Raw genomic sequence first — 23384 nt, 5'->3', positions numbered from 1 at the left:
AAGAAGGTGCACAGCATGATAATAGGCGGGTTTATACTCTTTGGAATCATTCTCGTGCTCATTGTCGTCGCAGCCTCTGAAAAAGCAGAATCTGTGTCCAAATTTATCGATAAATAGACACCTATGAAACCTGCAAAGGTTTCTTTTTTTTGATTCGATTTGGTAGAATATAAAGATAGAGTTGAAAAGATGGCAGTTAAGAAAAAAGGAGCTGTAACATGCTGCAATTAAGCGATAGTCAGCTTGCAACAATGTGGACTCAAGGGGACTCCAAAGCATTTAGTCGACTTCTTGAGCTGTATAAGGACAAAATTTACCGATTAGCCTATCGAATGTTGCGCAACAAATCGGATTCGGAAGATGTCGTACAAGAGACGTTTCTAAGGGCGTATCAGCACTCCCATCGCTTTGACGCAAGTAAAAATTTCTCTACTTGGATTTTTAGCATTGGCAAAAATGTGGCCATTGATTTTTTGCGTAAAAAGAAGTCGGAGTTGTCTATGGATACGAACCCCAATCCGTTTCAAGATGCGCTGCCTTTCTATGATAAGCTGACCAGCCTTGAGAAAACGCCTGAACTTCAATTAATTGAGCAAGAAACAGTCGAGCAAGTAGAGCTAATGATTCGCGAGCTGCCCGATAAATATAAAACGCTGATCGTGTATAAATACTTTTTGGATATGTCTCTAGAAGACATTAGCAAAGAAGTGAACTTACCTGTTACGACGATCAAAACAAGGCTCTTTCGCGGCAGGAATTACATTAAACGCAAATGGGGTTCCCTATTCTTCATGCTGCAAAGCCTGACGTCGGTTATTATCTTTTAAATATATCATTCTAGCAGACAGAGGAGCATCCTAATGAGCAATTCCAAAATTGAAGCACCAAAGATGCCGAAAGTGTTGCCTTCGATATCACTACCTGATGATGAGTTGAACTCTGAAGATAGTTTTCATACTGGAATTATAAGCGATTGTACAATTGATAATCAGAAAGCGTCGAAGGTAGCTTTTGATAAAATAATTTTTCGAAATGTGACATTTACTCGAATTGCCATGAAAGATATTGAACTGACCGATGTAATCTTCGAAAAATGTGATTTATCAAACGTAAATTTCGGAGAAGCTACGATTCACAGAACTGAATTTAGAAATTGCAAAATTATCGGGATGGATATGACCAGAGCAACGATTCGAAATGTCTTATTCGATGCTTGTTTAGGGGATTATGTTAATTTCCGGATGGCTAATTTCAGACAAGTTGCTTTCCAAGAGTGTTCGCTCTTAAGCTCTGATTTTTATGAGACAACACTGCAAAAGATGTACTTTGAAGATTGTAAGCTGGATCGTGCTCAATTCACTGGAGCCAGATTGGCAGGAATCGATCTCAGTTCCTGTGATTTCACAAGTTTAGGCGTAGGTGTAGAAGAATTGCGCGGCTGCATCATTTCGAGAGGGCAAGCTTCTGTATTTGCAAGTCTTTTTGGGCTTATACTAAAGGAATAAGGTATCAGTGAAATGAGGGGCAACTGTGAAATTTGGTTTTGATATTGATGACACACTCATTAATTTAAGAGAGCATGCTTTTCATATCTATAATCGCAAGTTAAATCAAAATATCGGCCTTGATGTGTTTCAGGCATTAACTACCATGGAAATTCATGAAGCTTTCGGATTGACGAAAGAAGAGGGAGGGAAGCTCTGGACGAGCCTCCGCGATGATATTTATTACTCAGACTGCGCTCCATTTCCGCATGCACGTGAGATCTTACATGAGTTAGTTAAGCAGGGTCATGAGGTTTACTATATTACTGCAAGAGCAAAAGAGCATACGGAACGGACGCGAGATTGGCTTATTCAAAATGGGTTTCCTGTTGCGGAAGGCCATTTCTATTGCGGGATGAGTGATTCCGAGAAAGTACATATTATTGAGGCATTGAAATTGGATTATTATTTCGACGATAAGCCGAATGTTCTCGAGACCTTATCTCAATTGCCAGTGAAGGCCTATGTAAAAGACCGATCCTACAATCAGCATCTTAAGTTGCCTCGGATAACTTCTTGGGATCAGTTGTGGGAAGAGCTGAAATCATAGTAGGCGTGAAGTTACAAATTGACTGTATCACCTGGTTGTAAGGATCGTAAATGTTCAATACCTTCAGATGCTAACTGCTTAAGCAGGGCATCTGTTTCTTTTTTGGGGGCATGAACCAAAAGCTTATGCTGGCTGTTCAACGATTGAGTCATCTTGCGTACATCGGGCAATCCTTGATGAATCTTGTATCGAACCATTCTCAATTGACAGCCGCGTTCTTCATCGCTCATCACAAGAAGCCGCTGCGCTGTTGTTCCCATAGCGACGTGTCCGGTTAAGAGAATGCCATTCGTAAGTTTCGTGCGCAACTGCTCGTAATACCATTGAGATTTGGGAGATTGCATCATCCCATCACTTGTGAACCAGATGGCTGCCCGTGAATTGGCCATATCCTCATATAATAATCGCTTTCGCTGATCCTCATGTATGATTACTTCAAAGCATTCGTTATTCAATGCTTCCGTGAGGCTGTGTTCCATGCCTGGTTTCAGCCAACTGGCATGCTGGAGCATTAGCTCCATGGCCTGAATAAGCTCCGCTTCGGCACGTATTGACGTTTCTGGGAAACGCTGACGCATAAGCAGGAGCAGATCCTGTCCTCTTCCGCAAACAGGAACAGGCAGCAACAGCTGACCACCTTCATTTATAATCTCCTCGGCAGCAGTGAAAAGCTTATCCAGCTTCTCTGTTTGATATTCGGTATCGGTACTATACGCGGCATCAATAATCGCCGCATCTAGAGGAATATCTCCATTCATGATGTCCTCCGGTATATCTGTACCAAGCAGCAAGGCATCTTCACTGTAATCTCCAGAAAAGAACAATCGTTTCCCTTCCACTTCTAGAAGCATCCATATCGAACCCAGCATATGTCCGCTGCGCCCCCAACACATGCGAAGCGTGGGAGAGAGCTCAATCCATTGCTGGGGCGGAGCCATGTCTTCGATGAATGCGTATTGGACAAGAGCGATATCCGTTTCATCATAGGGCAGCTCTCCGCCTTGATGTTTAACGTGTTTCTCCCAAGAGGCATAATAACCAGGAAGCTGTTGCGCGGTTAGTCGGGTCGTCCATACTTTGCCGGAATAACCTAGCTTGTATAACCATGGGATGGCGATCGAGTGATCCTCATGCGCATGAGAAAGAAAAACAGCGTCCAATCCCGCGACTTTGGTCGGATCGATCAAGGGGTATTCTCCGCTTCCTTCGCGTTTTACACCACAATCGAGCAATATTGATGTCTGTTCATTGCCTATCCAATAACAGGAGCGACCGTGTTCACCAGCGCCGCCCCAAACGTTCAATTGCATCATTCCACATTCCACTTTCTGTTCGTATTCATGTTGTTAACAATAAGCAGCAGCACAGTTGTCAGACCGACGGAAACGACAGCCATTGCCATGCCGAGCGAAATTTGACCCTGTTCAAATTGAGCAAAAATATAGGTGGCCGACGTTTGCATTGACGGTGGAAGTACCATCAGCGAGGCGACCAGCTCTCTGAGCGAGATGGTGAAGGTCATCATCCAGCCGGCAATAATACCCGGCAGCAGCAGAGGCAGAACAATACGTCGGAACACGTACAAGGGCTGCCCGCCGAAGACTTGCCCGGCTTGCCGCAAGGATTCGTCCAGCTGGCCGTTACGTGCCTTGACGTATTGCACCGTATACGGCAGGAAGAACACCACGTAAGTGAGGACGACCATGCCGTAGGTGTTGTAGAGATGCAGCGGCATCCATGGCGCATTCCATAACATAATGAGTCCAACGACAAGGACCATATCCGGCACTGTGTTCGGCAGCAGGCTGAACATATCGGTGATGCGCTGCGGCAGCTGCTTGGCGCGGCCGATCGTTAAGGCGAACCAAGTGCCAAGCGCGGCTGCTAAGCAAGCGGCGAGCAAGGCGAGCCCTAGGCTGTTCAGCAGCGCTTTCATGCTCGGTGAGCCCCATTGTAGCAGCTCGACGTAATGATGCAGCGTTAGATTGCTCCACGCCAGCCCGCCACCTCGGAGCTTCATCAGCGAAGCTGAAATGATGGAGAAATACGGGATGCCGATGGATGCGGCGAGTAACAGAGCCACATAGATCCAGGCTATCGCTTGCTGCCAGCCCAGACAGAAAGCGACTTTGTCACGAGTGCCTTTGCCGCCGACAAGGTTATAAGAATTCCGGCGGACTACTACGGACTGTATGTACCAAAGCACAAGACAGGCCAATAACAGTAGGGAGGCCAGCGATGTTGCTTTCCCAAAGTCGACGGGCCAGCTGGAGATAGAGGCCTGGATTTCGGTCGTTAACACGAAATACCCGATACGCCTGCCGAATGTTGCCGGTGTGCCGAATTCAGCCAATGTTTTGACGAAGATGAGCAATGCGCCCATGACATAGCTAGAGAACACAAGCGGCAGCATGACACGGCGAAGCGAATAGAAGAAACTGGCTCCGTGAACAGCGGCAGCTTCTTCTTTGTTGCTGCCAATTTGGAGAATCGCATTGCGTAAAATTAAGTATAGAAACGGAAACAAATGAAGGCTCATGATCGTAATCATTCCAAATAAGCTAAAAAAGTGACTACTGAACCATTGAGCTCCCGGAAAAAATTGTTCCAGATATCCACGTGGCTGCATAAATAAAATCCATCCCATGGAGCCAATGTACGGCGGTGTCATGAAAGGAATGAGCAGCACAATATCCAGCCAGCGATGCTTGCGAAGCGGCGTTTTGGCCATGATCCAAGCTAACGGCAGTGCAAGCAGCGTACAACCAACCACGACCCATATGCCGAGTATTAAAGAGTGACTGAATACACCAGTCAAATCTTTTTCCAATACGACTCGAATGGGTGCCAATAAATCGAGCGATCCCTTCACCCAAATACTTTTGAAGGATACAAATAAAAGAGGAAGGACGACCAGCATGGCTAGAAGCAGCAATGCTAGAAACGTCCCCGTACGTTTGAATATCATGTAATCGTCATCCCCGTCCGGAGCTTACTTTTTGAACAATTGCGTGAATTTCTGTGTCACACCGGCTTGATTATCATTCATCCAATTCCAGTCGACTTTAATAGTAGGAATGTCTTTCGCGCTTGCTCTTCCTTGTACTTGGATATCGCTGCGTCCGGAAAGCAGGTAGGAGTCAGTAACCATCTTTTGCGCTTCGTCAGAAAGCAAGTATTCAATAAATGCCTTAGAGCTATCTACATTTTTACTCGTTTTCATAATCATGGCAGGTCGTGGAGAAATGACCGTTCCACTTGCAGGATAAATTAAGTCAATTGGCTCGCCTTTAGCCTTGGAGGCATATGTCATGTAGTCAACGCTTGCCATTACGATGCTCTTTGCGCCTGAAATAACCGGATCCATGGCTTCTTGGTTAGCGCCTGCAATAATAGCGCCATTAGCTTTCACTTTACTAAACAAGTCCCAAGCAGAATCACCGTTTTTATTAGCATAGCCGGTCATGAAATCGAGCGCAGAACCAGATTGAGCAGGATCCGGAATATTCACTTTATCTTTCCATTCTGGTTTAGTTAGATCGCTCCACTCTTTTGGAGGGTTCGTAACGGTTTTAGTGTTGTAAGCAATACCTAATGCCGATAGGCTGTAGCTGAAGTAATTCCCATCTTTATCGGAGTAATCAGTGATCAACTTGTCGGCATTTTTAGCTTCTTTGAAAGGAAGTGTTAATCCGCTTTTTGTCATACCAATTGCTGAAGGGAGGGAAGCTAAAACGACTACGTCAACAACTGGATTCGCTTTCTCAGCTTCCATACGAGCTAAGATTTTGCCTGTTGTACCTTGAAACATCTCAACTTCCACACCTGTTTTTGCTTGAAAACCTTTTTGAATTTTTGTAGCGAGATCAGCCGGTCCTGCACTGTATACAACAATTTTTCCGCTAAGCTTTTTGGCTTCGGGTGTTGGTGCCACTGTGGCAGCAGCTGTTGAAGCTGTTGGAGCAGCTGGAGTAGCTGTAGCTGGGCCTGCATTGGAGGTCTTGCTAGCTGTACCGCAGCCTGTTAAGCCAACACCTAATAGAACGGACATCAAAGCTATGGTACTCATTTGAAAGTTTTTCTTCATTTTCGTTTTCATTTTACATGCACCCTCTCAATTTGATTGATTTCAACTCTCTACAATTCATGAATCTGTTCTTGCGAAATATAAAGGTTTACATTTTCTCCGATGGCCAACCGTGATGGATGATAGGCCATCCAAACATCCTTTTGACCAATGTCTACAATGATTTCATAACGCTCACCCGTGTAGCTGATAGCTTGTACTACACCTGAATACACAAGGTCTTGCTCCGTCAAGCGTTCCCATCGGATATGTTCAGGGCGAATGAGCCGCTTGTCCGCTTCCAGCCAATTGGTTTTACCAATAAAACGGGCTGTAAACGGGTGGGTAGGCTTACGATAGATGGCTTCTGGTGTGTCTTTTTGCAAAATGACCCCGCTTTGCATGACGACAATTTCATCTGACATGGACATGGCTTCGATCTGGTCGTGAGTCACATAAATGGCCGTGAAACCGATATTTCTCACCAGATTCATAAGTTCGATACGCATTTCTTCGCGTAATAGAGCGTCCAAAGCGCTCATGGGCTCATCGAATAAGACAAGCTGTGGACGAACCACTATGGCCCGAGCAAGTGCGACGCGCTGCTGTTGGCCGCCTGACAGCTGATGGGGATACCGCTTCTCCATTCCCATCAGTTGAACCAAATCAATAGCTTCCATTGCACGTTGACGCCAGTTTGTTGTATCGCCTTTTGCCTTGAGCCCGAAAGCAACATTCTCTAGGACCGTTAAATGAGGCCAAAGGGCAAAATCTTGAAACACCATACCAAAATCTCGTTGATGAACGGGGCGATTAATTCTGCGGTTCTTGGAGAAAAGACAAACATCACCCAAATGAATCTCACCTTGATCAGGAGACTCGAGACCTGCGATGATTCGGAGCAAGGTTGTCTTACCGCACCCTGATGGGCCTAACAAAGTTGTGAATTTCCCTTTGGTAAGGGTTAGTTGAATGTCCTTGAGTGCCGGCGAGGCACCGAAGGATTTGTTAATACCGTCAAGTTGTAAAGTCATCTCAAGCTTCCTTCCGTTCTTAGGAACAATCTTAGTTTAGGTGAGCAAAATCAGCGGAGTGTCAACGTAAGGTAAATCTATTGTTAAGTTTTTGTTGGTAAACTATTATTCTCCATAGATTTTTTCTATAATGGATTTGCGACCAATGAATGATAAGGAGAATCTTACAATGAACTGGAATCTAATTAAGCTGCAAATTATTGAATTACTAGATAAACACAAACGAATTACCACAGTTGCTGAACAATTAGGATTGAAGCAGCCAACGGTCTCCTTTCATATGAAAAGCATGGAGCAAGAGTTAGGCGTGGGTTTATTTTATTCAAAAGCAGGCAAAGTGCATTTGACAGAAGCAGGGCAATCCTTGAACCACTATGCGAAGAAGATTAATGCGCTGGCTCAAGAAGCGGAGAGAGTTGTTAAGGAGTTTGATGAGAGAGGGAGCGGACATTTGAAAATTGGAGCAAGCTATGTGCCTGGCACGTATGTGCTTCCGAGCATTTTGAGTGGATTCTCTAAACTTTATCCGCAAATTTCGATTTCTCTTACCATCAGGACCTCTCCTGTCATTCAAGAAATGCTTTTGAATCATGAAATCGATATTGGCATTATGTCGGCGGAACCGTTCCAATGGGCGCCACTGATTGGGGAAACGCTATGTGAAGACGAGTTGGTCTTCTTTTTCAACCCGAAACATCGCTTGGCCAGGCAGTCTATGCTTCATCCAGAGGTATTAAAGGACGTTCCTTTTATTTTGCATGGACAAGAATCTAGTACGCGTACCATGACGTTGAAATGGGCCAAAAGCTTAGGCATTGAACTTAAACCTGTCATGGAGATGGACTCCCTCGAGGCCATTAAGCAAGCCGTCTTAACCGGTGACAGCGTCTCAATTATTTCTAAAATTGCGATCGCGAAAGAGATGCAGCGAGACGAGCTGGTGTTTCGTGAAATCCCCCAAAATCCCTTTAAACGATATATTTATTTCACATATAACGAAGACCGGATTCGGTCCTCTTTCTTTGATAGTTTTTTCCAATACCTGCGCGATTCTGTCAAGAGTGAGTAACAGCTTTTACAAAAAACACATGTTCAGCTGACAATCCAATGACAAAACTTCTTTATGCTCTTGTCTGAGAGGGAAACCTTTCCAAAAACGTTGAGGAGTTGAATTAATGTTTAAGAAAAAGGCATTAAAGTTGATCATGGCTGCACTCGTTGGAACAAGTGCTTTAGTTGGATTTGGGGGAGCACCTCAGTCTGTATCGGCAGCAAGCAACATGGTTCCGGATTATGAGGTCAAACTTCTTCTTAATCCGAATGTCGTTCTTGGGTCGGACTTCAAGCTAACAAGCAGCGTGAGATCAGCGTTTGGCATGCCGGACACCGTGACGAAGATGAATGTTCAATTTCTCGACACGAATGCTAAGGATATTTACAACAATGGGTGGAGTCCGAGAATTCGCAAGACAGAAGGCGAGAACAATTTCGAACTTAGTTATAAAAAACGTTATGCCATCACAGGCAATGATATCAATGGTGCGCTAACTTTAGCTAACCAAGAGGGCTTTAATTCAGGGGATACTGGGTATGAAGCTCAAATTGAATGGGGATACCAAAAGAAGACCTTGAGTATCACTCGTACCAAAAGTGGAAGCAAATCAGGTTATAGCGGTATGGATCTTACTAACCAAGCGGACTCACGCAGCCTTCTTATCAACAATGCACCTGATAAATTTAATAACTGGGTATCAAACGGATGGGGAACTAGCAAGCTGTCTTCCTCACGTATTTATGGCCCAGTGCTAGCAAAACGCTCTGTTGGCACTTGGAGTGGTCAGCAATTGTACATCGAAGTGTGGCCAATTCGAAATGCAGCAGGTACAGGGACAGAATATGTTGTCGAAGCATCATTCAAAACGACAAGCCAATCGACAGCCTCAGTCAAACATGATGAACTTGTCACTTATTTGCAGGGTAAAGGATGGTTTTTAGCTCAAGATTCTTTAAAAACTCAGCTGATCATGGATCGTTATTAATTATTTAAAACTATGACGATCATGGGAGATGAGTAAATGAATCATATGAATTGTTGATTTGTGCCATAATTTAGTGAACAGTGTGCACAGCGAATCCTCAACTGGTTCTTCGGCCAAAAGCTATCGTGTTCAATACATGGATACCGCTCGACGTACGATGGAAAGGCCAAGGTTGGAGCGTACAACAGGAAGCTCCAGCTGGGCTTGGAAAATACCTAGCAGTTCAATCTCGCTATCAACAGGTTCGCACACGCTCTATATCGAAGTGAGGGAAGATGGGGCTAAAGTGGATAAAATTGCATTAAACAAATCAAGCAGCACACCATCTGGTCAGGGTGGCACAGCCCTAACACCTTCCTACCACATATAAATGTAAATCTCTGAACCACCTTCCTTGAAGGTGGTTTTATTCTTGCTGGCATCCTATAGTGCCACTATCCCAGTGACTCAGAATCATGTGTACTCCGCCTTGGAGAAACAAAGCTGGCTTAAATGAGCGAAGATAGAAATGTTTCTTGCGGTGAGGTTTCTACGATAGCAAAATTCGTCTAGATAAGCTTGCAGGTGTTTGGCTCCAAGACCATGGAAGGTGTGATTAATCCAGTTGCTAGCCTGTCTGGCAATCTCGAGCAACGGACGCAGACGTTTTGAGGTATAGAAACCAGTAATAATCTCGACATTCTGAGTGTCTGTTTCAACATGCTGTTTGCGAAATGTATGAATTTCATTACGAGAGATATGTCTTTCTTTTGGGGTTGAAAGTTGAACGTGTTTTATTTTCAGATAGCTTGACTCGCACATGTCACTACTTGATGAACCTACGAGAAGAAGGTGCTCTTGTGGGTGTCTATGAACGGATGGATTGAATGGGCGGCCATAAGTGGCCGAATGTATACGAACGGAGCCTGAGAGGGGATTCTGGGTGTCGGAGTCATGGATCAAGGACCGAATCTTATGTAGGATTAGCCAAGCTGTTTTGTAAGTAACCTGAATGAGACTGGAAAGTCTCATAGCTGTAGTTCCTGCATCAGTACGGGAGACAAGAAATATGGCTAAGAGCCATTTGTGCAGCTCCGTTCGGCTCCCTTCCATAATAGTGCCTGAGGTTAGGGAGGCTTGATAACGACAATGGCCGCATTCATATAGAGGAAGTCTACGTGTTTTGGTTAAATAAGCATGTCGATGGCTGCATTTCGGGCAGATGAAGCCCTTAGGCCATTTCATTTGAAAGATATATTGTGCGCAACGATCTTCACTGGAGAAATGGCTTTTAAATTGTTCAATAGACATATGGGAAAATTCCATGTAGCCCTCCCCTAAAATGAAATTCGGAACTTATGTTCCTATTCAAATAATATCAAACATATGTTCTTATATCAATACATTTTTGGAAAAAATTATAATTAAAATCATTTTTATACTTCTGAGTGAATGGGATAGTGCCCATAGTATATGAATATAAGAACAGTGGGGGAGGCGGAGGTTCAGCGGGAAGAAGAACAGCTCATAGGCTTCTTTTTCACTTCATGTCCGCATAAGGTAGTACTAATGACAAGCGGGGCAAGGGGGGAATAGGATGCTGCAAAGGCGACGGTGGAGAAGCAGACCCGCAGGGAAATCAAACCGTAAAAAGGTGCTGTTGATCAGTCTTCTCATCATTGTCTTATTTTGTGTGCAGTTTTTTATCTATGTTGAACGCAATCTTAGGCCTCCACTGATGAACTTAGCGAAAGTTCGGATTAAGCAGATTGCAACACAGGCGATTAATAGTGCTATTGCGGATCATGTGGCAGGGAGTACAAAAGCAGAGCAGCTTATTGATTGGAAGATGGATAAAAATGGGAAAATAACAGGATTCATGTTAAATTATAATGAGCACATGCGCATCACATCGGATACAATAAAAACCGTGCAGGGTGAGCTTGATCATTTACAATCCATATCTGAGCACATTCCAGTTGGGCAGGCGATGAACAGCGCGATTCTCTCTTCGTTTGGACCTGATATTCCGATTAGGCTGCTGCCGGTTGGAAATGTGAAGGTTGATTTAAATACACGTTCACAAAATGCGGGAATCAATATGGTGATGTTTGAAGTCTATGTACGCATTATTGCAGAAGTGTCGGTCATTATTCCCTTTGATTCGGATACGGAGATCGTAGAAACAGAAATTCCTATTTCTTATTCCCTTGTTGTAGGGGATGTTCCTACTTATTATTACGATAACAAAGGCAATCCAGTGGGGGGTAATAAGGACGCAGGTCTGCCCAGCTTATCGCTTCCACAGATTCCGAATGTCGGAACAACGACACCAAAGGATGAAGGAACTCAGTCGCAAGAAACGATGCAAAAAGAGCCGACTCCATAAAGGAGCGGCTTATTTTCTTCTTTTATTTCGATCTTCACGTTCCCATTTTCGGAGAGAAGGGTAAGGGTCGAAGCTCCACTCCGTTAACCCATTATCTCGATAAAGACCAAAATGGAGATGGGGTGGAAATTTCCCTGATGTTCCGGGCTTACCGTAACCAGAGCTGCCGACCCAACCGATGGTTTGACCAGGTTTAACAATATCATTTTCTTTGAGACTCTTTTGAAAGCCAGATAGATGGGCGTAGTAGTGATAAATATTGTTCACATCGCGAATACCAATCCGCCATCCACCGTATGGATTCCAGCCTTTCACTTCCACTATACCGTAGCAAGTACTTCTGACAGGTACTCCGTGCCGGGCAAATAAGTCCGTTCCTTCATGAGAGCGGTGCCCTCCCCAGCCGCGGCTATCTCCCCAAGTACTGCGATAGGAGTAGTCTGCACTCACTGGCAGCGGGAATGCATACTCGCCAAGGTCGAGTGTACCAAGTGTGTTAAAAATTGTAGCGAATTGTTTGATGCGCTCGACGCTGCGCGAGTTTTGATAATAATTCCATAAATTAATGAGTAAATTTTCTTCTTTCGTTCCATTTTTACTCATGAGAAAGGCCATTGAGGCTAATAGATCCAAATCGTTGTTGCGTTCTGCGAGTCCATCTCCCGAACCGTCACGCCCGTAGCCGTGAAAAAAGGAAATACTTTGGGGATTCGTATCCTGTTGGTCTGGATTAAGCATGCCAGCCCAATCCGATTCAGGAAAGTAGATGCTTGTAATTCCTTTGTGTACAGGCCTTTTCTTAGCAATATTCATCGTTCTTTCGTATTGATCAACAGCGGCCAAGTACGACCAAGGAATATCAGAGATTATACTCGTTTTTTCAAATAGTTCTTTCCGCTCAGCGTTCAGGTTGGGGTTAACCTTCGACGGAGCTGGGGCATTAGACTGTTCAGATGCAGCAGCTTGGGAGGCCGCCATACGTAAGTGAGTCCCTGACTCGGCTACTGATAGGAGGAGGCAACAAGCTAGAACCCGCGCCCAAAAAGGTTTGCTTTTCATCACTATCATCCTTCCTGAAATGTTAGTTCTTAGGATGTACTCTTCCGTGGATGTTTATCCTTACAACTTTCGTTGTTAACCATTTTTTGCTATGATGCCTGTATGAGGTGAGAATGTTGAGCTTTAATCACAGGGAAGAGCATATTGACGATGGGATGCTGTTAATTCAGGCGAACCTGGATGACATGAATCCTGAGTGGGTTTCTTATATTATGGACAAGCTCTTCGAGGCTGGAGCTAATGACGTCTATGTGGTCCCGATTATTATGAAAAAAGGGCGGCCAGGCATCATGTTGAATGTGCTGGTTGAAGCGGCACGACTTTCTTTCATTGAAGACGTGATCTTTAGCGAAACAACGACGCTGGGCATTCGATATATGCACGCTTCCTGCCATAGATTAGCTAGAGAATTCGAGCAAGTGGATACCAAATGGGGATTGTTAACGGTAAAAGTAGGATATCACCAAGGTAAATTAGTGCAGTATGCCCCTGAATTTAAAGAATGTGAACAGGTAGCTAAAGAGCATCAAGTGCCGTTGAAATTGGTTTATGAAGAAGTTAGAACGCAGTTTATGCTACAGCGCAAAAACGCCTCCTCCTAAAGTTCAGGAAGAGGCGTTTTGTTATTATTGATGATCGTGAGTATGCGGGTGATGATGATCATGGTGGTGATGGTGATCATCATGTGAATGGCCATGATTATGGTTATGATCATGTGCGATGTGCTCATGGCCGACTTGCCATTTTCCAATGAAAGGATCCACTTTACCGACGACGACACGAAGAACATTAGGTTGATTTGGTAAATCCCTTGTGCCTGCACCGTATCCGATTGTGTCTACGATCATTGGCGGAAAGCTTTTGGAGAACTCGTCCACAATCCCGGAAATAATACCTGCACCAGTTGGCGTGGTCATTTCAAGGCTATGGTTCGTTGAAGCGATGGGTAAACCACGCATCATTTCCAAAGTTGCCGGAGCGGGAACTGGGTATGTTCCATGATCAATATGAATGATTCCTGAGCCTAGTGGTACAGGAGATGAGAAAATACGCTCGATTTGCAAAGAGTCGATAGCTAGGGCTACACCCACGATGTCGACAATGGAGTCGATAGCTCCGACTTCGTGGAAATGCACTTTTTCAACAGGAATCCCGTGGATTTTCGCTTCAGCGATACCAATTTTTTCAAAGATGGCTAAGCTGAGCGATGTGACACGGTCATTAAATCCAGCTTCTTGAATGACTTTGACGATTTCTGAGTAATGGCGATGTTTCTTGGGCGGGTGCTGCGGATCTAGGATTACGTCCAATTTAAGTGCGGAGATTCCGCGCTTAATCACGCGCTTCCATTCCAACATATACGGCTCAAGCTTGATTTTGGTAAGTTCACTTTCAATATAAGTCCGGTCTGCTCCTGCATCAACCAAAGCGCCAAGAGTCATATCGCCGCTGATTCCGGAGAAGCAGTCCAAATATAGAATACGCATGGTACGAATCTCACGCTCGTTTCGACATATTTTTGTTAATGAGCCCTGCATAATAGCCAGCTCCAAAGCCGTTGTCAATGTTCACAACAGAGATACCAGGCGAACAACTGTTTAACATCGACAAGAGCGGAGCCACGCCTGCAAGGTGTGCGCCATAACCGATGCTCGTCGGCACAGCGACGATAGGTTTGGATACAAGCCCGCCAAGTACGCTGGCGAGCGCGCCTTCCATGCCGGCGACGCATACAATCGCGTTAGCACCGCGAATAAGTTCTAGCCGGCGGAAGAGCCGGTGAATGCCGGCAACACCGACGTCGAACACACGTTCGACGTGACTGCCTAGGCATTCTGCCGTAAGAGCGGCCTCCTCCGCCACGGGGAGGTCGGAGGTGCCTGCGCACACGACGGCGATGTAGCCGTCGTGGACTTTCAACATCGGTCGCTTGAACCAAGTGAGCGACCTAGCTGTTTCGTGGTAGGTGACACCTTCCACGGCAGCGACAACATGGGCGGCTTTGACCGCGTCGACCCGCGTAGCAAGCACGCGGTCGGTATGCTCCATTAGCCGCCGAAAAATAGCCTCGATTTGCTCGGCGGTTTTGCCTTCCCCGAAAATGACTTCGGGGAAGCCAGTGCGCTTCTCGCGATCGATGTCCAGCTGGGCAAATCCAAGATCAAGGTTGCCGGGGCCTTCGCCGCCGCCCTCCTTGATGATTTGCCTTTTGGCTTCTTCGACGTCCAGATCGCCCGTCTGTACGAGCTTCAAAATCTTCTCCAAGTCCATCATAAGGATGCTTCTTTCACCTTTTCTTTGGTTTCCTTAGACAGCACTTCATTCATGCTGCCAGTTCGGTAGCCTTGCAGATCCAGCGTTACGTAAGTAAAGCCGAGCTTACTGAACTTTTCATAGATCTCATCGCGATGTTCCACCACTTTATGTATTTCATCCGGCATCACTTCGATCCGGGCAATTTTCTCATGGTGACGTACGCGTACTTGATATAAACCAAGCTGTGAAAGGAAGTACTCGCCTTCGTCCAGTTGGTCAATTTTCCATTTCTCAATTTGTGTTCCGTAGGGAATACGGGAGGACAGACAAGCAAAAGAGGGTTTATTCCAAGTACGTAAACCTAATTCTTTGGAAAGCTGTCTGATTTCATCCTTGGTCATCCCAGACTCTTGTAAAGTACTGCGGACACCCTGCTCGTTCTTGGCTTGCAGCCCCGGTCTGTAATCACCGAGATCGTCCATATTAGAGCCATCCAGAATGTAGGGATATCCTAATTCTTTGGCTAATTGCTGCAGATGTGAATAAAGACCCGTCTTGCAATGATAGCAGCGGTCCGGATTATTGGCGACGAAATTAGCGTTCTCCAATTCTTTGACCTCTGTTTTGTACATTGGGACACCAATCTGTTCAGCAAGCTCGACGGCTGCATCGAACTCCCGTGAAGGGAATGTTTCGGATGCGGCTGTAACGGCTAGAACTTGATCACCGAGCTCTTGCTGCGCACGCTTGAGGACAAAAGTGCTGTCTACTCCGCCGGAAAAGGCGATCAATACACGGCCCATGCCTCTTAAAATTTCGCCAAGCTTGCGATCCTTCTCGCGCGTTACTTCTTGTATGCTCATGTTTCTTTCCTCCCATACAGCCTATATGTAAATAGCTGAGCTGTTTTGGTCCATCTAGATAAGTGTATCACAACTGGCTGGCAAAGTGGATTGTTTTGTCAGGCATTCATGATATAATAACAACATTGAGAAACCAAATAAAAGGCGGGAAATATAATGCCTACAAAACCATTAGAGAGAAAACCAGACTGGTTAAAAATTAATCTGAAAACAGATGAAAATTTCAAAGAAATAAAATCAATGATGCGTTCGAAGACGCTGCATACGGTTTGTGAAGAAGCGAAATGCCCGAACATTCATGAGTGCTGGGCGAATCGAACCGCTACGTTCATGATTTTGGGTGACATCTGTACGCGTGCGTGCCGTTTCTGCGCTGTGAAAACGGGTCTGCCTACGGAGCTTGATCTGCAAGAGCCGGAGCGCGTGGCTGATGCTGCTTTACAAATGGGTCTGCGCCATTGTGTTGTAACCTCTGTTGCACGCGATGATTTGGAAGATGGCGGCGCGATGATCTTCGCGGAAACCATCAAAGCGATTCGCCGCAAACTACCACTGTGCACCGTAGAAGTGCTGATTCCTGATTTCATGGGCCGTGAAGAATCTTTGGCCACTGTTCTCGAAGCGAAGCCTGATATTCTAAATCACAATATGGAGACAGTAGAGCGTATGTCAGACCGCGTTCGTTCCAAGGCGAAATATCGCCGTTCGTTGGAGCTGCTTCAGCGATCCAAACGTATTGCTCCAAGCATCCCGACCAAATCGAGCATCATGATTGGGGTAGGGGAGGAATGGGACGAGTTATTGCAGACGATGGACGATTTGCGTGCCGTCGATTGCGATATTATGACGATTGGTCAGTATTTGCAGCCGTCAACAACTCACCTAGCCGTGTCCAAGTATTACACGCCTGAGCAATTTGCTCTTCTAAAAGAAGAGGGGATGAAGCGCGGATTTAAACACGTTGAGTCAGGGCCCTTGGTACGCAGCTCTTACCATGCGCATGAGCAGGTTAAAGCCGCATCGAACGTTTAGTACACGACCGGGTCATAGAAAGGAGAGCTTCCTACCATCATGATTCATATTGCCAATAAAACATATGAGCTCGTTACCGACCATAAAAATGGCTGGAACTTTGAAGTTTTCAAAGAGCGCTTCAGCGAAGTCTTAGAGCGTTATGATTATATTGTTGGCGATTGGGGGTACAGCCAATTGAGACTGAGAGGTTTCTTCAAGGAAATCCACCCCAAAGCAACGAAGGAAACCTCCATTGCCGCTCTTCAGGATTACTTGAATGAGTACTGCAACTTTGGCTGTGCTTATTTCATTATTGAAAAAGTAAATGGAAATAAGCAGCAACAGCAGGTACCTTCTGAGCCTTCGACGACAACGTCATAATCGATATATAAAAGACGCCATTCCCACTCGAAAGAGGAAGGAAGGCGTCTTTTTTATGGTTTATTTTAATTCTAATCCTACAAAAGCTTCACGAACCCTGTTCCAGAAAGGGAAAGGACGGAATCTTGCAAACTTTACTTTGACATGGGAAGCAACTCGGCAGCGGATGGAAACGACATCGTTGCGCTGCATGTACTTATGATCAAGGGAAAGCAGCATATTCTGATGAGCTTTCGGATAAATGTCACAATGATGGTGGGCTGGCAAAATCATGGACGAGCCTAAGGTTCGGTAAACTCTATTGTTAATTGAAGCAATCTCTGCGACCTGAATAGCTTCCAAAGAAGGATGCACCATCGCTCCGCCTAAGCTTTTGTTGTACGCTGTACTCCCCGCTGGCGAGGAAATGCAGATGCCATCACCGCGGAACATTTCGAACATTTCGTCGTTGATGTGCAGGCGTGCAACGAGCGATACTTCGATGCCTCGCAGCGTAAACTCGTTGAGAGCCAGATGCGTCTCCACGCCATTCTCGGTCGTAATCTCGATCTCTACAACGGGATACTGAACAATATGAAGGTCATCAGGAGTGCTCACATTGAACACTAATGAAGCTAGATGATCTAATTCGTGCGGTTTCCAATCTGCGAAAAAGCCCAGATGTCCGGTATGAAGCCCGACGAAAGCAATCTGATCTAGCCGATGTACATAATTGTGAAAGGCTTGCAGCATCGTCCCATCTCCACCAATGGAAAGGACAATGTCGGGATTCTCTTCGTCCCTAGGCATACCGTGCTCAGCAGCGAGCGCATGGAAGCGCGCAGTCAGCTCCTTGGAGATATCATCGCCTCGTTCAATGACGTTGTATTTCAATCGTTTTCCTCCTATTGAAGCTTGCAGTATTTGTCAATTTCTTGCAAGATGGATTCGGGTGTATGCCGAAACTTGGCAGCGACACGATAAGAATCGTTGCTGAAATTTGTCACCCTTATAATCTCTCCATATGCGGTAATGGGGTGGGTAAACCCTGATAGAATGAAGCTGAATTCCAGAAATAAGGGATAAAAAAGCCGATTTGTCGTAACAAAAGAAAGACCTCCTGCACTAATATCAAGCAGCTGTCCAGAGAAAGCGACGCCCTTGTGTGCGGATAAGCCGCGAATGCCGACAATTTGAAGGGTAATTGGTGTTCGAAGGGAGATCTTGGCCCGGTTGTGCTGTCGGTTCTGATGCTGCTGAATCTCTTCGGGAATAGATAGCGTGAGGTAACAAATCGCTTTTTTTAACTCAAGTTGAAGTAACTCTACGTGCGTATAATATAAAATTCCACGGTTTTTAAAAGAAAATTCAATAAAAGATACATGTTCAAGTTTGTCGAATGGAAACACGCCTGAGAGCTCTAAACAAACAATGAATGAATCTTCACCAATTTTATCAATGTAGAAATTATCTTCATAGCAAAAAGGCTGTCCGTCTTTGGACTCACCGACAACAATCAAATGACAGTCGGAGTTCGGTGCGATATATGCCAATTCTAGTGCCTTATTCCAATCCATAGCATCACCAAGTGGTTAGATTTGCATTCATGAACGCATGCACATACCGTAAGTTCTCTTTTCATAATAATTTATAAAAGAAAATAAGAAAAGCCCCAAACGGGGCTTTATCGAGGAAATCATACATTTACTGCCAAGAAAGTGTACTAGTTACTAATGAAAGCTCAAAAGAGTGGGCGAAATTCGCCGAAATAGGTCGAACGCGAATGGAGAAGTGCGGCCCATGGACGAGGTGCCCAGGAATTCTTGATTTATAGCTCTGCACATGCTCAATCAGCTCACCTGATGACTCCATGGGGATAATTCGTTGTTCCCATTTTTCACCGCTGTCCTCGTAGTAAATGATCTCTACAGCTGTATCCTGCGGCCAAATAGGGCCGAAATAGATCTGTGCGGTCACTTCCTTGGTTGACGGTTTGATTTCGCTTAAGGGCACTTCTGTAGACAATTTGGCAGAGCGGTCATCGATACCAATGATTTTTACTTGATACCAGTTATTTCGGATGAACTGCTTATAATCGGCAACCTTGGTCGCAACCTCATAATGATTAGCTACAAATAAGCGTGCTCGATCTGCTGTCGGCAAATAGGTTTCTTCTGTGTAATCCTGTACCATGCGGTGTGTGTTATACACGGGACTAAGCGATTGGATAGAGCGCTTCATCCGGCCAATCCATTGATGCGGAAGATTCCCTTGGTTGTAGTACAGGGGAATAATTTCTTTCTCCAAAATGTGATAAATGGATTGGGTATTTTCTTTCTCCTGCACAGCCCAATCGGCCGTACCTGTTGAGCCAATAGCCCAACCGTTCGTCCCGTTATAGCCTTCCTCCCACCAACCGTCAAGCACACTAAAATTAAGAACGCCATTCATTGCCGCTTTCTGACCGCTTGTGCCGCTGGCTTCAAGGGGTCTTCGAGGGTTGTTCAGCCAGACATCAACGCCCTGTACGAGATAGCGAGCCATATTCATGTCGTAGTTTTCGAGCATTACAACTTTGCCTTCGAATTCCTTCATTTTCGAAACACGGTAAATTTCACGGATAAGCTCCTGGCCAGGATAATCGGCAGGGTGAGCCTTGCCAGCAAAAATAAATTGGATTGGCCGTTCGGGATCATTAATTAATTTCTTAAGCCGGTACAAATCGTTAAAAATCAGATTAGCCCGCTTGTAGGTTGCAAATCGTCTGGCGAACCCGATTGTTAAGGCTTTTGGATTCAGATACTGTCTAACTTCCTCAATCCGCTGCTCAGATTCCCCATTGCGTCTACGCTGCTCCATCAAATTCTGACGAGCAAAGCTGATTAAATTATCTTTCAAACGTTGATGCACATGCCAGATGGATTCATCGGGAATGACTTCAACTTGCTGCCATTGATGCTTATTGGCTTGTTCTTCCCGCCAAGTGCCGGGTAAGAAGCGATCTAGCAGCTCTTTCCAGCCAGGAGCTGTCCATGTGTCCAAATGAACACCATTCGTAATAGAACCGATTGGAACTTCACTAGCATCAATATTTCCGTGAAATTCTTTGAACATTTCACGGGAAACTTGCCCATGCAGTTTACTGACGCCATTGCGGAGTCCGGCTGTATTCATGGCCAAATGAGTCATATTAAACTGGCCTGTGTGATGGTCAAGTCCAAGTGCAATAATCGCCTGCTTGTGGCGTGACAGCTCGTTGAACAGCGGTCCGAGATAATGCTCAACCATCCCGATGGAGAACGTGTCATGGCCCGCAGGAACAGGTGTGTGGGTGGTAAAGACAGTAGCGGAGCGGACGGTTTCGACAGCCACGTGGAAAGGCAGACCTAGATGCAGCAGTTCCTTCAAGCGCTCCAAAGTGAGGAAAGCTGCGTGACCTTCATTGATATGGTACACATTGGGATAAATGCCCAGCGCGCGAAGCGCTTTGACGCCGCCAATGCCAAGCACGATTTCCTGAGCAATGCGTGTATCTTGATTTCCGCCATATAGCTGTGCGGTTAGTTCTTTATCCGATTGTTGATTGGCTTCATGATCGGCGTCGAGTAAATAGATCCGATTGCGCCCGATTTGCACTTGCCAAACCAGCAAAGTGATGGCCCGGCCCGGCATGTCGATCGAAATGGTGAGAGGAGCGCCTTCATGAAGAACAGGCGCAATCGGAAGTTTGGCAAAGTCATAATCGTATAGATGACTTTGTTGTCCGCCTGAAGCATCAATTTTTTGCGTAAAGTATCCTTTTTTATAAAGAAGGCCAACACCGACTAAAGGAATACCCAAATCACTTGCCGATTTGGCGTGATCGCCTGCCAAGATGCCAAGGCCTCCCGAATAGATCGGCAAAGATTCATGGAAGCCGAATTCGGCGGAAAAATAGGCAACTTTAACATAGCCTCGGTCTCCATGCTTTTCTTGAAACCAGGTAGGACCGTTTAAATAAGCGTCGAACCTGTCGATCACTTGTCGATACTGGGTTAGAAATTCCGTATTATGACTTAAAGCATCTAGTTTAGCATCGTCTAAATCGTAAAGGAGGCGAACCGGATTATGGCCCGTTTGAGCCCATTTTGCAGGATCCATTTGTGCAAAAAGCTGTAAAGCATCATAGTTCCAACTGAACCATAGATTAATGGCTAGCTCGGACAAGCGCTCAATCGCAGGAGGCAATGTTTTGGCTACTCGCAGAACGGAGTTTTGCATACTGTATGTTCACTCCCTTTATGATCATGATTGTCATTATTATTGTAATTACCCATATTATCTTGTTCCACCAACCTTTTCATACACGAGCCTAAGTAAGGAATATGCAGCAAAGAGCCCCGCAATGACAGTAAAAGCAGCCAAGATAACGGTTCCACTCACAGGGAGCAGGAGTCTGAGATAACTGAGAACGGGAGATGATGGATCATACTGAGGCATAAAAACCGTTTTTGCGTCTCGGAAGACCTGCATAGGCTCCCAAATAACGAGTACAATAGCTGCGGAGAGCAAAGCATGGATGAAGCGGGAGATCAAAAAAGGCATATAGCGCAAGTTGGTATGACTCAAAAGGCTGACGATCTGCGCATGCACGGACATGCCGCCCCATGACAAAATGAACGCGCCAATGGCGACTTTGCTGGAAAGCGCTAGAGCTGCAGGGGCATTGCCCGCAGCCTTCGCCCCAATTGTCACCTCGAATAGGCCATTCATGACGGCTTGTGACAACTGAGGGGGAAGTCCTGTGAAGCGCAAGAGGGAATCAATGAGCAGGTACATGGCATTCATGACCTTGGCTTCCGTTAAGACTTCCAATACGACGGAGAAGAAGACAACTAGTCCACCTACGACGAAAATTAAATTTAATGATTGAAGGATAGATTGGCTGAGTAGCGTGCCAATGGATCTCCCATCGGACATGCGTGCATGGTGCATGGAATTAAATGCGCGTTTCCAAATCCAGCCTTGACCGGCGCTCTTCTGTTCGGTGGGCGGGCTTTTCCTGCCATGGAATCGCATCATCAACCCAATCATGAGCGAGCCTCCGTAGTGAGCTACGGCCAGAATGATAGCCAATGAGGCGTCATGGAAGAAGCCTATCGAAACAGCTCCAATCAAAAAGATTGGGTCTGAACTTGTTGTAAATGCAACGAGCCGTTCGCCCTCTTCGCGGTTCACGAGCTTTTGCGTCCATAGCTGGGCTGTCAACTTCGCGCCGACAGGATAGCCGGCTGCGAAGCCCATGGCTACGACGAAGCCGCCAATGCCTGGGATCCGGAAGACAGGGCGCATCATTGGATCAAGCAGTGTGCCGAAGAAATGAACGATGCCGAAGCCAAGCAAGATTTCGGAGATCACGAAGAAGGGAAAGAGTGCAGGAAAGAGCACATCCCACCAAATGGAAACACCGCGTAAGGCTGCTTGAAGTCCGGCATGAGGGAAGGCAAATAAGCATAGAATAATGGCAATAACAACAAAGGCCATGAGTAACGCCGCGGTAAAGTTTCTTTTCTCCATGGAACTCTACACCTCCTCCTCAACTATATGAAAGGAATGGGACATACATGCCGGCCTAAAAAACTTAGACTTTGGTACTGTTATGTAAATGTATTTATGGTAAAATAGGACTAGTACTAGTCTTATATCCTAGGCCGCGGGAGTGATTAAAATGACAAGTGTCATCGTCGGTTTGGTCGTTTGTATGTTCGTGTTTGTCATTCGAGAAACACTCATGCATGCAGGGGATGAGGATGTAGAAAACTATTAAGTAATTACGAGCAGAGAGGTTCTCACCATGTCAGAGCAAGAACGCAATACGTTGTTTGAATTGATGGGGGGAGCAGAGACGGTTCGCCGGATTGTGGAGGCTTTTTATCCCAAAGTGCTCAAGAATCCTTTACTGGCGCCCCTGTTCCCTTCGGATATTGAACCCGTTATGGATAAGCAATATATGTTTTTAAGCCAATTTTTTGGAGGCCCGACGCTGTATTCAGATGTCCATGGACACCCCATGATGAGAGGGAGGCATATGCCTTTTCCTATCACAGTGGAACGAGCAGATGCCTGGTTAGGCTGTATGGCTGAAGCTATGGAGGAAGTGGGCTTGCCGCAGGAACTTCGGGAATTTTTGCTCCAACGCTTGAAAGGTTCCGCCTATCATTTTGTAAATACACCTGAAGAAGAATAGTTCTT

At 45.6% G+C, this 23384-nt stretch carries 24 protein-coding genes; 11 read left to right on the top strand and 13 right to left on the bottom strand.

Translation table 11 applies throughout. The annotated features are described in order from the left end of the window. The first annotated feature begins 218 nt into the window (after positions 1-218). The 3 genes from AC58UW_RS10225 to AC58UW_RS10215 are packed head-to-tail and all read left to right on the top strand — an operon-like array spanning position 219 to position 2094. The gene (locus tag AC58UW_RS10225; protein ID WP_497420555.1) at positions 219-827 is read left to right on the top strand and encodes a sigma-70 family RNA polymerase sigma factor; all 609 of its coding nucleotides are present in this window, start codon (positions 219-221) and stop codon (positions 825-827) included. 33 nt (positions 828-860) lie between these two features. After that, entirely contained in the window at positions 861-1505 is a 645-nt protein-coding gene (locus AC58UW_RS10220; protein ID WP_497420554.1) for a pentapeptide repeat-containing protein, read from the top strand. A 25-nt stretch (positions 1506-1530) separates the two neighbouring features. Continuing rightward, positions 1531-2094, top strand: coding sequence for a 5' nucleotidase, NT5C type (locus tag AC58UW_RS10215; protein ID WP_497420553.1), 564 nt, complete (start codon positions 1531-1533; stop codon positions 2092-2094). Positions 2095-2105: 11 nt separating this feature from the next. On the opposite strand, the gene AC58UW_RS10210 is transcribed toward AC58UW_RS10215, so the two are convergent. The 4 genes from AC58UW_RS10210 to AC58UW_RS10195 are packed head-to-tail and all read right to left on the bottom strand — an operon-like array spanning position 2106 to position 7194. Further along, on the bottom strand, positions 2106-3407 hold the full coding sequence (locus AC58UW_RS10210) for an MBL fold metallo-hydrolase (protein WP_497420552.1): 1302 nt from the start codon (positions 3405-3407) through the stop codon (positions 2106-2108). Beyond that, positions 3404-5062: an ABC transporter permease gene (locus tag AC58UW_RS10205; protein ID WP_497420551.1), complete on the bottom strand. Its 1659-nt coding sequence runs from the start codon at positions 5060-5062 to the stop codon at positions 3404-3406. The genes AC58UW_RS10210 and AC58UW_RS10205 overlap by 4 nt, the downstream gene beginning before the upstream one ends. A gap of 24 nt (positions 5063-5086) precedes the next feature. Beyond that, positions 5087-6193: an ABC transporter substrate-binding protein gene (locus AC58UW_RS10200; RefSeq protein ID WP_497420550.1), complete on the bottom strand. Its 1107-nt coding sequence runs from the start codon at positions 6191-6193 to the stop codon at positions 5087-5089. Positions 6194-6231: 38 nt separating this feature from the next. Continuing rightward, positions 6232-7194 carry an ABC transporter ATP-binding protein gene (locus AC58UW_RS10195; RefSeq protein ID WP_497420549.1) on the bottom strand — a complete coding sequence of 321 codons (963 nt, stop codon included), beginning with the start codon at positions 7192-7194 and terminating at the stop codon, positions 6232-6234. A gap of 169 nt (positions 7195-7363) precedes the next feature. On the opposite strand from AC58UW_RS10195, the gene AC58UW_RS10190 reads away from it, so the two are divergent. The 3 genes from AC58UW_RS10190 (at position 7364) to AC58UW_RS10180 (ending at position 9603) form a co-directional block, all read left to right on the top strand. Continuing rightward, a complete protein-coding gene (locus tag AC58UW_RS10190) occupies positions 7364-8263 on the top strand; it encodes a LysR substrate-binding domain-containing protein (RefSeq protein WP_497420548.1) in 900 nt (299 codons plus the stop codon). A 106-nt stretch (positions 8264-8369) separates the two neighbouring features. Further along, entirely contained in the window at positions 8370-9233 is an 864-nt protein-coding gene (locus tag AC58UW_RS10185) for a hypothetical protein (RefSeq protein WP_497420547.1), read from the top strand. 73 nt (positions 9234-9306) lie between these two features. Next, the gene (locus AC58UW_RS10180) at positions 9307-9603 is read left to right on the top strand and encodes a hypothetical protein (protein WP_497420546.1); all 297 of its coding nucleotides are present in this window, start codon (positions 9307-9309) and stop codon (positions 9601-9603) included. 83 nt (positions 9604-9686) lie between these two features. On the opposite strand, the gene AC58UW_RS10175 is transcribed toward AC58UW_RS10180, so the two are convergent. After that, positions 9687-10538, bottom strand: coding sequence for a transposase (locus AC58UW_RS10175; protein ID WP_497420545.1), 852 nt, complete (start codon positions 10536-10538; stop codon positions 9687-9689). A gap of 271 nt (positions 10539-10809) precedes the next feature. Between AC58UW_RS10175 and yunB the strand changes: the two genes are divergently transcribed. Continuing rightward, positions 10810-11601 (top strand): sporulation protein YunB, encoded by a 792-nt coding sequence (gene yunB / locus AC58UW_RS10170; protein WP_497420544.1) that lies wholly within the window; start codon positions 10810-10812, stop codon positions 11599-11601. Between the two features lie 9 nt (positions 11602-11610). Here yunB and AC58UW_RS10165 read toward each other — a convergent pair whose 3' ends face one another. Then, positions 11611-12660: a M23 family metallopeptidase gene (locus AC58UW_RS10165; RefSeq protein ID WP_497420543.1), complete on the bottom strand. Its 1050-nt coding sequence runs from the start codon at positions 12658-12660 to the stop codon at positions 11611-11613. 116 nt (positions 12661-12776) lie between these two features. Here AC58UW_RS10165 and larC2 point away from each other — a divergent pair, with 116 nt between their 5' ends. After that, positions 12777-13262 carry a nickel pincer cofactor biosynthesis protein LarC2 gene (larC2, locus tag AC58UW_RS10160; protein ID WP_497420542.1) on the top strand — a complete coding sequence of 162 codons (486 nt, stop codon included), beginning with the start codon at positions 12777-12779 and terminating at the stop codon, positions 13260-13262. Positions 13263-13286: 24 nt separating this feature from the next. On the opposite strand, the gene larC is transcribed toward larC2, so the two are convergent. From larC to larE, 3 genes are read right to left on the bottom strand one after another with little or no spacing between them, the layout of a single operon-like run. Beyond that, the gene (gene larC / locus AC58UW_RS10155) at positions 13287-14147 is read right to left on the bottom strand and encodes a nickel pincer cofactor biosynthesis protein LarC (RefSeq protein ID WP_497420541.1); all 861 of its coding nucleotides are present in this window, start codon (positions 14145-14147) and stop codon (positions 13287-13289) included. A gap of 10 nt (positions 14148-14157) precedes the next feature. After that, the gene (larB, locus tag AC58UW_RS10150; RefSeq protein WP_161408631.1) at positions 14158-14934 is read right to left on the bottom strand and encodes a nickel pincer cofactor biosynthesis protein LarB; all 777 of its coding nucleotides are present in this window, start codon (positions 14932-14934) and stop codon (positions 14158-14160) included. After that, on the bottom strand, positions 14931-15779 hold the full coding sequence (larE, locus tag AC58UW_RS10145; RefSeq protein ID WP_497420540.1) for an ATP-dependent sacrificial sulfur transferase LarE: 849 nt from the start codon (positions 15777-15779) through the stop codon (positions 14931-14933). Before larE ends, larB begins: the two co-directional genes overlap by 4 nt. A 156-nt stretch (positions 15780-15935) precedes the next feature. On the opposite strand from larE, the gene lipA reads away from it, so the two are divergent. Further along, positions 15936-16811 carry a lipoyl synthase gene (gene lipA / locus AC58UW_RS10140; protein WP_497420539.1) on the top strand — a complete coding sequence of 292 codons (876 nt, stop codon included), beginning with the start codon at positions 15936-15938 and terminating at the stop codon, positions 16809-16811. 39 nt (positions 16812-16850) lie between these two features. Further along, complete coding sequence (locus tag AC58UW_RS10135; protein WP_127453036.1) at positions 16851-17174, top strand: YutD family protein; 324 nt, start codon at positions 16851-16853, stop codon at positions 17172-17174. Positions 17175-17234: 60 nt separating this feature from the next. On the opposite strand, the gene AC58UW_RS10130 is transcribed toward AC58UW_RS10135, so the two are convergent. The 4 genes from AC58UW_RS10130 to ylbJ form a co-directional block, all read right to left on the bottom strand. Beyond that, the gene (locus tag AC58UW_RS10130; RefSeq protein ID WP_497420538.1) at positions 17235-18047 is read right to left on the bottom strand and encodes an NAD kinase; all 813 of its coding nucleotides are present in this window, start codon (positions 18045-18047) and stop codon (positions 17235-17237) included. An 11-nt stretch (positions 18048-18058) separates the two neighbouring features. Continuing rightward, positions 18059-18730, bottom strand: a complete 672-nt coding sequence (locus tag AC58UW_RS10125) for a PilZ domain-containing protein (RefSeq protein WP_497420537.1) — start codon at positions 18728-18730, stop codon at positions 18059-18061. A gap of 127 nt (positions 18731-18857) precedes the next feature. Further along, entirely contained in the window at positions 18858-21413 is a 2556-nt protein-coding gene (gene glgP, locus AC58UW_RS10120; protein ID WP_497420536.1) for an alpha-glucan family phosphorylase, read from the bottom strand. A 57-nt stretch (positions 21414-21470) separates the two neighbouring features. After that, complete coding sequence (gene ylbJ / locus AC58UW_RS10115) at positions 21471-22709, bottom strand: sporulation integral membrane protein YlbJ (RefSeq protein ID WP_497420535.1); 1239 nt, start codon at positions 22707-22709, stop codon at positions 21471-21473. Between the two features lie 277 nt (positions 22710-22986). Between ylbJ and AC58UW_RS10110 the strand changes: the two genes are divergently transcribed. Beyond that, a complete protein-coding gene (locus AC58UW_RS10110; protein ID WP_497420534.1) occupies positions 22987-23379 on the top strand; it encodes a globin domain-containing protein in 393 nt (130 codons plus the stop codon). Positions 23380-23384: the final 5 nt, after the last annotated feature.

The organism is Paenibacillus sp. J22R160 (assembly GCF_059692135.1).
This window is presented reverse-complemented; position numbering and strand designations above follow the sequence as displayed.